Below are 13090 nucleotides of genomic sequence, written 5' to 3'. Positions count from 1 at the left end.
ATTATAGGAAAGAAACAAACGGCTTATCGCTGTCCTTCTCTTTTATAATAACAGCCTCGATTTTACTCTCGGACTTGATTTGTAATTGTACTTTAGCATCTTTAGGCAATTGTTCTAACATACTTTGAACAGCAATTTGAGAGAGCCCCATTAATTCTGATTTACCATTGTATTTAACGACAATATCCAGATTTAATTTATCCATACGATTTTGCTTATATGAAATCTTAGCATTAACTGGAATATAATCTCCTTTAGAAAATTCCTTTATCGCTTTAGAAAAATCATTTAGCTTTTTATTATCTTCTCCATGTGCTCCCTCAAATTCTTGAGAAGGATACGAATACGACTTTTCATCAATAGCTTCCCAATTCCCAAGATTTGTATCGTTCTTTTGAACAGAAGCGCTAGAAATATAAGTACCATTCTTTAAAGAACTTGTACTTTCTTGCTTAAATATAGCAAACGTAATTGGAGATTTGTTATATTTATCATTTTTATTAATAGCTTCTATAAGCTTCTTAGCGACTTCAGTACCTTTAGAAATAGCTTCCTCATTAGATACATTTGAAGACATAGCTAAACCAATAACTACACCAGACAAGCTTAGTTCGTTTGAATTTTGTTTGCCGAAATAGTCCTGTTCTATAATATTAGTCACAACCGGTACTTCTTGTTTCGTAACTAATTCATCAATAGTTTTCTCTGGAATATACTGATTTAATTGTAATACGTAATTTTCTGTATCGAATTGTTTTGAAGCAATATTCATTAAACCACTTTCATATTCTGCTAAATCTAGTTTAGAATTCGTTGTAACATTAACTGTATTAATTACTTTTTGTTCCTTTAAAGGAATAACAGTTCTATAGTACTCCTTAGAAACCGCAGTTCTTGGAATCATACTTTTTTCTTTCGTATCTTTCTGTACAACTTCATCCTTCTTACCAATAGTATCATTACTGCAAGCCCCCAGTAATAAACTTACGGTTGTGAAGAATAATGCCATTTTCTTCATTGCTTAAAACCCACTTTCAAAATTCAATTTACTTAGTTCTAATGTATTTATAGTGTACCACTAAATATATTGCAACAAAATAAAAAAGAAGCAAGCCTCTCGCTTGCCTCTCTACTTTACATTCTCTTCTAAAGCTTCTTTTTTAATATTCCAATGAGATGTATGCCATACTACCATTCCATCTTTTATGTATAACACTTGCGGAGATTCATGCTTAATACTGTACTGCTCTGCAACATGGTTCGAAACGTCTCTCGCATCTTGTACGTATAAGTAATACGCTGGTACTTCTCTTTCTTCACCACAATACGCTTGAAACTCTGTATATGCACCGTGGCTAATTGGACATGTTGTACTATGTTTAAAAAGAACATATGGCTCGTTCTTTTCTACTAACGCTTCAAGTTCTTCAATCGTTTCAATTTTTATCATACTCATCATTACTCACCTCTCATACGAAGTCTAGAGCGTTTCTCTCTCTTTTCAGCCTTCTGCTCAGCTCTCTCTAGTTTACGCTCTTCTTTTTCAATCTTTTTCTCTTGTCTCGTAGCACGGTAATGGTTGTATACTTCAATTGCTGCGCTGCTCCACTGTACAACTTGTGCTACTTTATCTGCATTATTTTCAATTTCGTCCGTAACAGACTCTGACACATTGCGAAGCTTCGTATTTAAAGAGTGAATCGTCGTTCCGATTCCATCCACACCTTCTACTACTTTATTTAGCGACTGTGACTTCTGTTGAATATCATCAGCTAACGCATTTGTCTTATGTAATAATTGCTCCGTCTCTACACTTATTCCTTGCATTTGCTTTTCTAAACCTTCTAACGTGCTTGCAACGTTTTCTAACGTCTTCTGAACCGATAACAACGTTCTGCATGCATATACTACTAATACAGCGAAAGCAACTGCAATAATAGCCGCACTTACATATAAAAGAACTTGCATTTCATCACTTCCTTTATCTTTTTCATACTTTCTCCTATTATACAATCATTTTCCGTTTCATTCTAATCCCTATCTTTTCATTAGAATTTTCATACTTATTCGTTAACTTTAACATAAATCATTCAACAAATTCCACTAAGTAGGTTACAATAGGAGAGGATATATAATTAGTAAGGAGGCTTTACATATGAAAGATCCACGCATTGAAAAGTTAGCATACAATTTAATTAACTACTCTATTCGCTTACAAAAAGGTGAAAAAGTATTAATTGAAAACTTTGGCTTACAAAAAGAACTTGTAACTGCACTTGTAAAAGAAGCATATGCAGCTGGTGGTTTCCCATTCGTTTCTTTAAAAGACCACTCAGTAGATCGCTCTTTATTAATGGGTGCTACTGAAGAACATTTCGAACAAATTGCTACATATGAAGCGAGCGTAATGAAAGATATGGATGCTTACATCGGCCTTCGCTCTGGTGATAATATTAACGAACAAGCCGACGTTCCAAGTGAACGTATGAAAATTCATGGCCAAACAGTTGGTAAAAAAGTTCATAGAGACATTCGTGTTCCGAAAACACGCTGGGTTGTTCTTCGCTACCCAAATGCTTCTATGGCACAGCTTGCTAAAATGAGCACAGAAGCTTTCGAAGACTTCTACTTCGAAGTATGTAACTTAGATTACGGAAAAATGGATAAGGCGATGGATAGCCTTGTTGCATTAATGAATAAAACAGATAAAGTTCGCTTAACTGGACCTGGAACTGACTTAACATTCTCTATTAAAGACATTCCAGCTATTAAATGTTCAGGTCATTTAAACATCCCAGATGGTGAAGTATACTCTGCGCCAGTTCGCGATTCTGTTAACGGTACAGTTTCTTACAATACGCCATCTCCTTATAATGGTTATACATTTGAAAATGTACAACTTAAGTTTGAGAACGGCCAAATCGTTGAAGCAACTGCAAACGATTCAGAACGCATTAACAAAATCTTCGATACAGACGAAGGCGCACGCTACGTTGGTGAGTTCGCAATCGGTGTAAACCCATACATTTTACATCCAATGGGAGACATTCTATTCGATGAAAAAATCGATGGCAGCTTCCACTTCACACCCGGACAAGCTTATGATGATGCATGGAACGGCAACAATTCTAACATCCACTGGGATTTAGTATGCATTCAACGCCCTGAATACGGCGGCGGTGAAATTTACTTCGACGACGTATTAATCCGTAAAGACGGACGCTTCGTTGTACCTGAGTTAGAAGCTTTAAACCCGGAGAACTTAAAATAACATGAAAAAGCGCCCGGAATTCTATCCGAGCGCTTTTTTATTAATACGCTAATAATTTTTTAGCCACATCTTCTGGTACTTTAAAACTCATTTTCTTATTTGTTATTTCTTCCCAGACATATCTATTTTCACATTTGGATTCTCTTTTTCAACAAGCAATAACAACTGTGTCATATCTTGTGGCATCGCAATCATATGTACTTTATATGTATTCGTCGTAATTTCAAGAGACTTTCCGACCTGACGGATAATTCTCACATCTTTTAATACAATGTCATCATTTAAAATACCGTACTTTAATACACCATTTTCTACTTTATGTTTTTTAATAAACACCTCCCAAACGAGTGGTACATTTACAATAAAGCATACACCCATCCCAATCAACACTGACATCCACTGCTCTTTATTTATGAAAAACATGACAAGTGGATACACAAACATAGAAGCTAACGTGAGACTAACGAAAATCAACGATGACTTACTTCTTTGAATCGGAAAGTTCATACCTACATCACCTAACCTAAATTATACTATATTTCCCATTTTCGTTTATAAAAAAGGCCATTTCTGAATGACCTTTTTAAACGATGTACCTATAAAATTTCTTATCTACTTCTAGCACCGGAAAACTTTTTGGCAACTCTTCTATACTCACACTTTGGAACCCATTCTTCTCATAAAAGCGATGCGCCGCTAAAAATTGCACTGTCGTTCCTAAATATATATCTTTTACCTTTTTATGCTCAGCCCATAAAATCGCTGTTTGCAACAGCATTCGTGATACTCCCCATTCTTTTCCGCGGAACTCTTTCTTCACAAACATTTTCCTTAGCGCTACTTGATGATTCTCAATATCTAATAAAGCTATCGTTCCAACTACTTTCCCATCATAAGTTGCCACCCAAAAGTTTCCGTGATTCCTTTGATAGAACGTTTCTATTTCTAGTAAGTCAGGCTGCTCTTCTTTCGTAATGGGGACATTGTATTCTTTTTGCTGAATATGAACAATGAGATCTACTACTTCATCTTGAAACTTACTTTCATATGGCACAATGAAAACTTTCTCGTTCATCGAATCTCCTTCCATTCCGAAGCTAGTAAACTATACACAGCAATATCCTGAAAATGATCATACAGCCATTCTTCATCTCTTAAAATACCATCTAACTTAAAACCTAAACGTTCTGGAATTGCGCGGCTTTTCGCATTTTCAACACCGCACCGAATTTCAATTTTATTCAGTTTCAAATTTTCAAATGCATAATGAAGCACAGCCTTCACACTAAGCGTCATAACACCTTTTCCGCCAGCATCTTCTGCAAGATAATATCCAAGACTCGCCGCTTTCTTTCCCCAGCTCACCGGATGAATGCCTACCATTCCAACAAGCTTTCCTTTATAACGGATACCACTTTCAAAACCGTCTCCCTCTGCAAATTTCTTTAACCACATCGGAAAAATCTCATCATAAGCATCAGCAGATTTTGTCCCATCTACCCAAGGGAGCCATCTTCTTAAATGGTTACGGTTTTGATCTATTAATTGATATAATTCCTCTTTATGATACTTCTCTAATAATTGTAGTTCAATTTCGTCATCTACTCTGAGTGTGAACATGTTTTTTAGCCCCTTTTTATTTTTCTTATTATTCTAACATCTTTAAATAAAAAATGTTAAATATTCACACTTTCTTTTGGTTTTATTTGTATAAAACCGGAAGAATACACTACTCCCGTAATAACTAATATTATCCCTATACATTGTACGGCTGTTATATTTATTCCTTCTACAAAAGAAATAATCATAGTAACAACAGGCACTAAATTAAAAAATAAAGATGTTCTCGCTGCACCAATTTGAGCGATTCCATTATTCCACCATAAGTAACCAAGCACACTCATTCCAATTGCCATAAAGATGATAGATATCCAAGCTAATAGAGGAATTTCTAACACTGGTACTACACTCTTTTGCGTGAAAGATATCATAATAAGAGCAAGTGCCCCAATAGTCATCGTATATGTCGTCGTTTGTATTGGACTACCCGTCTTAATAAATCTTCTACTTAATACGCCGTATAGTGCCCAGCAAATATTCCCTAATAAAATATATAAATCACCTTTTGAAAACGATAAATTTTGTAGTATTGCAAACGAACCTTGTGTAAGGACAAAAACAACACCAAGTAGTGCAAGTAACATTCCAATCGCTTGGTGCTTCACTATTTTCTCTCGTAAAATTACACTTCCTAATAATGTCGTAACAAGTGGATTTGTCGCCATAATAAGCGCTCCATTAATAGCTTCTGTATGTTTCATTCCTAAAAAGAAAAAGAAGTTAAAACCGAATACACCAACTATACCAAGCAAAAGGTAATAAACCCTATTCTGCCTCCATACTTCCACTTTAAAATCTTTTCGTATTTTTAAAAGACATAACATCACAAGTGCAGCAATCCCAAAACGCCATGCCGCTATATGAATCGCTTCGAAATATTGCACCGCATATTTCGAAGCATTAAATGTCCCACCAGTAAATATGGAAAATCCTAATAACTGAGCATATACTTTATTCTTCATTGTCGGCCTCCGAGTCTTTTCCCTCTAGAAAACCGTAATAAATTTCTAATTTCTCCTCTGTTAACTGAACTACTTTTTGCAATTGCTCCTGTTGTTCTTTTAACCGCTCTAAGTGAGTTGTTAAAATTGAAATTCTCTTTTTTACTTTCGTAGGTACTTCCTCTTTCCGCTGTTTGATTTCCTCTATAATGCATCCATCACTTGCAAACTCAGCCATCTCTTCTAATGACATTCCAGTTTGCTTTAATGAATATAAAAATTTTAATAGCCGCACATCACCTTCTGTATACTGCCGAATACCACTATTTCGCGTTGGTGGTGGTAATAAACCTAATTTCTCATAATAGCGCAAAGTGTGAATACCCATCCCCGTTAACTCTGCTACTTCACTGATTTTATACATGTTCTCTCCCCCTTGTTTTTACATTTTCATCTTACAACCTAGAGTTGACTCTAGGTCAATACATAAAGTGAAATTTTAATCAGTGGGGGTTTTGTTCATCCCCCACTGATTATTAGCCCACACCAATCGGGCTTTTACGGGCAGTTGATCTCCCACCTAACTCCTTTGCTTTACAGCCGAATTTTGAGGTGGGAGTCTTACTGCTCGCAAATAGCGGGATAAAAATCGTACACAACAAAAAAAGACGCACAGCTCAGCTATGCGTCTTTTTTCTTACTTCTCTGCAACTTGAACTTCTTTTACGTAAGCTGCTTCGAATTTTTGGATGTCACCTGCGCCCATGAAAATAAGAACGCCGTTTTTATGTTTCTTTAATACCTCTGTTGTTGTATCTGTAATTAGCTCTGCACCATCGATACGTTTTTGCAGATCTTCAATTGTTAATTCACCTTTGTTTTCACGTGCTGAGCCGAAAATATCACATAAGTATACTTGGTCAGCTTTGCTTAGGCTTTCTGCGAACTCATCTAAGAATTTCTCTGTACGTGAGAATGTATGTGGCTGGAATACAGCGACAACTTCACGCTCTGGATGTTTTTGACGAGCTGCTTCAATCGTTGCATTAATTTCTGTCGGATGGTGTGCATAGTCATCAATGATAACTTGCTCTCCCATCGGCTTTTCATTAAAGCGACGTTTTACACCTTCAAAAGTTGTTAATTGATGTTTTACTGCTTCTACATCAACGTTTTCATAATGGCAAAGCGCGATAACTGCTAATGCATTTAATACGCTGTGATCGCCGTATCCTGTAATTTTGAACGTGTCATAATACGTATTACGAACGAATACATCGAATATAGTACCATCAGTTCTCTTTTGGATGTTACGTGCTTGGAAATCATTATCTTCTCCAAATCCATAGAAAATAACAGGTACTTTTGCTTGAATTTTTTGAAGTTCTTCATCATCACCACATGCAATAATACCTTTTTTCACTTGCAATGCCATCTCTTTGAATGCACTAAATACATCATTGATGTCTGCAAAATAATCTGGATGATCGAAATCGATATTTGTCATAATTGCATAGTCTGGATAGTAAGACAAGAAATGACGACGATACTCACAAGCTTCAAATACAAAATACTTACTATTTTCTACCCCATGCCCAGTTCCATCTCCAATAAGGTATGATGTTGGGTGTGCACCTTGCATTACATGGGCTAACAAACCAGTTGTTGATGTTTTTCCATGTGCACCAGTTACAGCAACACTTGTATATTTGTTCATAAGGTCACCTAAAAAATGGTGGTAACGGTGTACTGGGATATTTAATTCTTTCGCTGCTACGATTTCTTCATGCGTATCTGGAAATGCATTTCCTGCGATAATCACTTGTCCTTCTTTAATATTATTTTTATCAAAAGGAAGGATGGAAATACCACGCTTTTCCAATGCTGTTTGTGTAAAGAAACGCTTTTCATAATCAGACCCTTGAACAGTATGCTTCATGTCATGAAGAATTTGCGCTAATGAACTCATTCCTGTTCCTTTAATTCCTACAAAATGGTAAACTGTCATCTTAAAGAACCTCCAACATTTCGAACTAATACAACGGCCTATCTATAAGACAGTATATGAATCTTTTCTTATTTTGGTAATCATCATACATTTCTGATGCAGTGAATTTCTTTTTACCTTCACCTATCAGGATAAACTCGTACGTACTTCTTTTATGTCCATAACACATTTATTATAGCAAAAAACAAGCCGCTATACTATGATAACAGAAAAACTGATAGGGTCAATCACCTATCAGTTTTTCTCGCTTTTACATATCTTTTTTTGTTTCTAATTGAACACGCTCTAGACGTGGGTTTGGACGGTATTTTCGACCAGCTTTTGCTTCTGGTTTTCCATTTAATTCTACGTTATCACCAGTAAAACCAATATTCATTTTTAATAAGCTGCTTCCTACTCCGTATATATCGACAGGAACATTTTGAGCTTCAAATTCACGAATACGCTTCTCATCAAATCCACCAGTTACAACGATATCTACATGTTGGAACCCTTCCTCATCAAGAGCCTTACGAAGTGCAAATACAAGCGATGGATTTACACCACGAGGATCAAATGTTCCAAGTACTTCTGGGTGACGAATGAAGTATTGATCAATCATTGTACGAGACGTATCGACACGTACACCTTTTAATATTGATCCAAATTCACGCGCTACACGAAGTGCATCTGTAATGACATCATTGTTGTAATCAATTAATACGACTAATTCATCCTCTGGGAATTTTTTATGATATGCTTTTGCAGCTTCAACAACATCACCATTAAACATTTGAATTAATGCGTGAGGCATCGTCCCCATACCACTTCTGCCCCACCATTCATTCATTGCATGCGTCGCTTGTGCGCTCATACCTCCGATGTATGCCGCATAACCGTCACCAGCTTGTTGCGTATAATGATCATCACGATCTCCCATGAAAATAACCGGTTTTTCTTTGTCTACGCTACGTGCAGCTTGGACAACGTTATATACGTTTGTCGCAACTGATGTACGACGAGCTAAAATCCCATCAATTACACCTTCTAAAAAGCCGAAGTATTCATAAGGACCATGAATTGTTAAAACCGTTTCAAATGGACTAATATTATCGCCATCCTTTAAAGAATGGATTTCTAATTCCTCAGGATTTTTGGCGAATGTTTGTAGCAATGCAATTACCTCATCTGTTCCGCAAAGAACTGCATGTTCTTTTTGGAAAAATTGCATTGTTACAACACTTTTTGGGCGAAATTCTTCAATGATTTCTCTAGTTTTTAAAAAGTAAACGGCAGAGAACCAACCGTCTCCAACACGTTCATCAAATTTAAATGTTTTATTTGTTAGTCGATTTATTTCACCTTTTAATTTTAATTCAATTTCTTTCATGTCGCTTTACTCCCTACTTTACTATCCAACATTTTCTCTTAGTATACAGCAAAACCGCGTACTATACATTCGTTTCCTGCATAGCAGCAAATTCATCCTCGGAAATAAGGACATCTCTCGGTTTCGTTCCTCTTGCTTCAGAAATAATCCCTTGCGATTCCATCTCTTCAATTAGACGTGCCGCGCGATTATAACCGATACGGAATTTTCTCTGTACAGAAGATGTGGACGCTCCCCCTTGCTCTACAACAAATTGACATGCATCAAAAAATAGTTCATCTTCAGACTCACTCTGCTCTGATTTTGCTAATAAATCCTCTTGCTTAAATAAGTAGTTCGGCTTCATTTGCTTTTTCACATGGTCAACTGTTTTTTCAATCTCATCATCCGATACGTATACGCCTTGTACACGAACTGGTTTAGACGTGCCGTTTCCTAAAAATAGCATATCACCACGGCCAAGTAATTTCTCCGCGCCCCCAATATCGATAATCGTACGCGAATCAACTTGAGACGATACTGTAAATGCGATACGCGTTGGAATGTTTGATTTAATTAAACCTGTAATAACGTCTACAGATGGACGCTGCGTCGCAACTAATAGATGAATTCCACAAGCACGAGCTTTTTGTGCAATACGACAAATTGCTTCCTCAACATCACCAGGGGCAACCATCATTAAGTCCGCTAACTCGTCAATGACGATAACAATATAAGGTAATGTCTCACCCGGAATTTCTCTCTCACTTACAATCGTATTGTAACGAGTTAAATCACGAGCACCAGCATGCGCAAACAATTCATAACGGCGTTCCATCTCTTCAACCGCCCACTTTAACGCAGCTGTAGCTGCTTTTACGTCAGTAATAACAGGTGCTACAAGATGTGGAACAGAATTATATGGTGCAAGCTCAACCATCTTCGGATCAATTAGTATCAACTTCACTTCATGCGGCTTCGCTTTATATAAAATACTCGTTAAAATTGCGTTAATGCACACACTTTTCCCTGAACCAGTTGCGCCTGCAATAAGTCCATGTGGCATTTTTCGAATATCCGTTACAATTGGATCACCTGAAATATCAAGTCCAAGCGCAACTGTAAGCGGTGATTCACTCTTTGTAAATACAGGACTCCTTAAAATTTCACGAAGGAATACTGGCTTACTTTCCTTGTTCGGAACTTCAATTCCAATGGCACTCTTCCCTGGAATTGGCGCTTCAATTCGAATATCTTTCGCAGCTAAACTTAATTTAATATCATCACTTAAATTTGTAATTTTATTTACTTTCACACCTGGGTCTGGTTGTACTTCAAAACGAGTTACTGCCGGCCCTTGTGACACATTAATAACATGTGCTCCAACATGGAAATTATTAAATGTCGTATTTAATAATTCTTCCTGTTCTTCTAGCCACTCTGTATTATCTAACGCTGCCTGCTGTGGAATCGACAACAACGTTAATGACGGAAGTTCATATTCCGGTGGCGTCTGTAGTACGTTGCGCATATCGTTCTCTCTTTGATTTACAACATATGCTTTCTCTTGTACTTCCGTACTTGAAATTGGCTCTTGTACTTGTTCAGCTACCACTACTTGCTGCATTGGCTTTTCTTCCACTTGTGCTTCTACCGCCACTTGCTGCATTGGCTTTTCTTCCACTTGTGCTTCTACTACCACTTGTGCTTCTACTACCACTTGCTGCACTGGCTTTTCTTCCACTTGTGCTTCTACTACCACTTGCTGCACTAGCTTTTCTTCCACTTGTTCAGCTACTACCACTTGCTGCATTGGCTTTTCTTCCACTTGTTCAGCTACTACCACTTGCTGCATTGGCTTTTCTTCCACTTGTGCTTCTACCGCCACTTGCTGCACTGGCTTTTCTTCCACTTGTGCTTCTACCGCCACTTGCTGCATTGGCTTTTCTTCCATTTGTGCTTCTACCGCCACTTGCTGCATTGGTTTTTCCGCTACTCGTTCACCGAAAGTAGATTGCGTTACATTCGTTCTTGCCGCATGTCTTTCCATTAACTTCTTTCTGTCTTGTTTTAGCATAACAACGTTAAATGGGACATGGCGCTTTTTCTCACGCTTCGGCTCTTCTGTTTGTGTAGCAGGCTGTTCTTCAGCAACTTGTTTCTTTTCCTCAGCTTCTTCAATTAAAACATTCGCAAAGCTTTGAACATCTTTCTTTGTTTGCTCATCCGCTTCTGAATCTAGTACGAACACTTCACGTTCTTCCTTGAACTCAATTGTTTCTTGCTGAGAAATTACTGGTTGCTCTGCAACTGGTGTATTGTCCACCAACTCTTTATTTATCGTTTCTTCCATTGCTATTTCTTGAGAAGTTTCCTCTAATATGAATTCCGTAACTGGTTCTTCTTCCTCAGATTCTTCTAACTCCGCAGCTGCTACTTCTTCCTCAGATTCCTCTAACTCCACAGCTTCTGCTTCTTCCTTAGATTCCTCTAACTCCATAGCTTCTGCTTCTTCTTTAGATTCCTCTAATTCCGCAGCTTCTGCTTCTTCCTTAGATTCTTCTAACTCTATAGCTTCTGCTTCTTCCTTAGATTCCTCTAATTCCACGGCTTCTGCTTCTTCCTTAGATTCCTCTAATTCCACGGCTTCTGCTTCTTCCTTAGATTCCTCTAACTCTATAGCTTCTGCTTCTTCCTTAGATTCCTCTAATTCCACAACTTCTGCTTCTTCCTTAGATTCCTCTAATTCCACAGCCTGGGCTTCTTCTTTAGATTCCTCTAATTCCACAGCTGCTTCTTCCTTAGATTTTGCCAATTCTGCTTCAGAAGCATCTGGTATTTCTACAATGATCGTTTCTTCAAGCTTTTCATCTGCTTTTACAATCACTGCATCTTCTAAGGACTCTTCTTCGACTTGATTTGCTACAACTTCAACAACAGTTTCTTCTATTTCTGTATTACATTCATTTTCTTCTGTTAATATCGAATCCACGTGCTCTACTTTAGAACCTACTGATTCTTCTTGTAAAATTTCTTCGTTATCTTCTGTAGATGATAACGCCACTACATCTTGCTCCTGCTTCAAGGCTTGTACCGTTGTAGCCTCTTTTTCCATATGCTGTCCTACTGTTTTATGAAGCTGATCATCACTCTGGCTTTCTTCTAATGAAGGGGCTTGACGTTCAACTTCATAACCGTTTTTCTCTAACCATGCATCCACAACCGATTTTTCTTCTACTTTATTACTTCGTTCGTTCACTTCGTTCTTAACGGATGAACTCCCTTGTAGACCCCTCGAAAAGTCGGATAATGTATATCCCTTTTTCTCTAACCATGCGTCAACGACAGCTTTTCCTTCAACGGATATTTCAAGATCTTCTCTTTCCTCTTCTTCCGCCTGTACAACCTTCGTTTCTACTGAAGGACGATTGTATCCATAAATCGGAGAAATCATTTCTGTTGGACGAAATGGTCTACGGTTACTTTCTTGTGACGGTACAGATGCTCTTTTTACGACAGGCTCTTGTTTCTGTTCATATTGCACTTCCGGTTCTTCATATGTAGGGACTGCTTTTTCCACATATGGTCGTCTGCTTCTTTCCACTTTTATTCCTCTTTGAGTAGGTTGTTCTTCATATGTTCCTCTTTGAACAGATTGTTCTTCAAAGCGGGGTAATTCTCTTACATCCTCCTCATCGAAGCCATTGTCTGGTATTAATGGAAAACGGCATTTCCCTGCATTCCGACTTGCCATTTGTGCTTCTCTTGCTTCAGTGTAGTGGTTTACACGAGGAATTTTCGGCTGACTTTCAATTTGTTCCGGTACTTCTTTATTCATCGCTGTTTTTTCTTCCTCTTTGTTAAACAGCTTTTTCATCCAATCTAACATGCTTACCACTCTT

12 protein-coding genes are annotated in these 13090 nt (G+C 37.5%); 1 reads left to right on the top strand and 11 read right to left on the bottom strand.

Features of this window, described 5'->3' with window-relative positions:
• Position 1 precedes the first annotated feature (1 nt).
• The 3 genes from BAU28_RS09420 to BAU28_RS09410 all read right to left on the bottom strand — a co-directional run bounded on the left by BAU28_RS09420 (position 2) and on the right by BAU28_RS09410 (position 1968).
• Positions 2 to 1018, bottom strand: a complete 1017-nt coding sequence (locus tag BAU28_RS09420; protein ID WP_048372089.1) for a CamS family sex pheromone protein — start codon at positions 1016 to 1018, stop codon at positions 2 to 4.
• Positions 1019 to 1129: 111 nt separating this feature from the next.
• Positions 1130 to 1456, bottom strand: coding sequence for a bacillithiol system redox-active protein YtxJ (gene ytxJ / locus BAU28_RS09415; RefSeq protein WP_025147632.1), 327 nt, complete (start codon positions 1454 to 1456; stop codon positions 1130 to 1132).
• Positions 1457 to 1458: 2 nt separating this feature from the next.
• Positions 1459 to 1968, bottom strand: a complete 510-nt coding sequence (locus BAU28_RS09410; protein WP_002173808.1) for a DUF948 domain-containing protein — start codon at positions 1966 to 1968, stop codon at positions 1459 to 1461.
• Between the two features lie 187 nt (positions 1969 to 2155).
• On the opposite strand from BAU28_RS09410, the gene BAU28_RS09405 reads away from it, so the two are divergent.
• On the top strand, positions 2156 to 3271 hold the full coding sequence (locus tag BAU28_RS09405; protein WP_025147634.1) for an aminopeptidase: 1116 nt from the start codon (positions 2156 to 2158) through the stop codon (positions 3269 to 3271).
• A 102-nt stretch (positions 3272 to 3373) separates the two neighbouring features.
• Here the strand turns inward: BAU28_RS09405 and BAU28_RS09400 are convergent, their stop codons facing one another.
• The 8 genes from BAU28_RS09400 to BAU28_RS09360 all read right to left on the bottom strand — a co-directional run bounded on the left by BAU28_RS09400 (position 3374) and on the right by BAU28_RS09360 (position 13077).
• Positions 3374 to 3778 (bottom strand): PH domain-containing protein, encoded by a 405-nt coding sequence (locus tag BAU28_RS09400; RefSeq protein ID WP_071718411.1) that lies wholly within the window; start codon positions 3776 to 3778, stop codon positions 3374 to 3376.
• Between the two features lie 76 nt (positions 3779 to 3854).
• Positions 3855 to 4346 (bottom strand): GNAT family N-acetyltransferase, encoded by a 492-nt coding sequence (locus tag BAU28_RS09395; RefSeq protein ID WP_071718410.1) that lies wholly within the window; start codon positions 4344 to 4346, stop codon positions 3855 to 3857.
• Positions 4343 to 4891, bottom strand: coding sequence for a GNAT family N-acetyltransferase (locus BAU28_RS09390; protein WP_071718409.1), 549 nt, complete (start codon positions 4889 to 4891; stop codon positions 4343 to 4345). Before BAU28_RS09390 ends, BAU28_RS09395 begins: the two co-directional genes overlap by 4 nt.
• A 56-nt stretch (positions 4892 to 4947) precedes the next feature.
• On the bottom strand, positions 4948 to 5853 hold the full coding sequence (locus tag BAU28_RS09385; RefSeq protein WP_071718408.1) for a DMT family transporter: 906 nt from the start codon (positions 5851 to 5853) through the stop codon (positions 4948 to 4950).
• Positions 5843 to 6256 carry a MerR family transcriptional regulator gene (locus BAU28_RS09380; RefSeq protein ID WP_002173814.1) on the bottom strand — a complete coding sequence of 138 codons (414 nt, stop codon included), beginning with the start codon at positions 6254 to 6256 and terminating at the stop codon, positions 5843 to 5845. The genes BAU28_RS09385 and BAU28_RS09380 overlap by 11 nt, the downstream gene beginning before the upstream one ends.
• A 273-nt stretch (positions 6257 to 6529) precedes the next feature.
• Positions 6530 to 7840: a UDP-N-acetylmuramate--L-alanine ligase gene (gene murC / locus BAU28_RS09370; RefSeq protein WP_048372078.1), complete on the bottom strand. Its 1311-nt coding sequence runs from the start codon at positions 7838 to 7840 to the stop codon at positions 6530 to 6532.
• A gap of 250 nt (positions 7841 to 8090) precedes the next feature.
• Positions 8091 to 9209: a nicotinate phosphoribosyltransferase gene (locus tag BAU28_RS09365; RefSeq protein ID WP_002173816.1), complete on the bottom strand. Its 1119-nt coding sequence runs from the start codon at positions 9207 to 9209 to the stop codon at positions 8091 to 8093.
• A gap of 61 nt (positions 9210 to 9270) precedes the next feature.
• Positions 9271 to 13077 carry a DNA translocase FtsK gene (locus BAU28_RS09360; protein WP_071718407.1) on the bottom strand — a complete coding sequence of 1269 codons (3807 nt, stop codon included), beginning with the start codon at positions 13075 to 13077 and terminating at the stop codon, positions 9271 to 9273.
• Between the last annotated feature and the right edge of the window lie 13 nt (positions 13078 to 13090).

This window comes from Bacillus paramycoides (assembly GCF_001884235.1).
Taxonomy (GTDB): Bacteria; Bacillota; Bacilli; order Bacillales; family Bacillaceae_G; genus Bacillus_A; species Bacillus_A paramycoides.
This window is presented reverse-complemented; position numbering and strand designations above follow the sequence as displayed.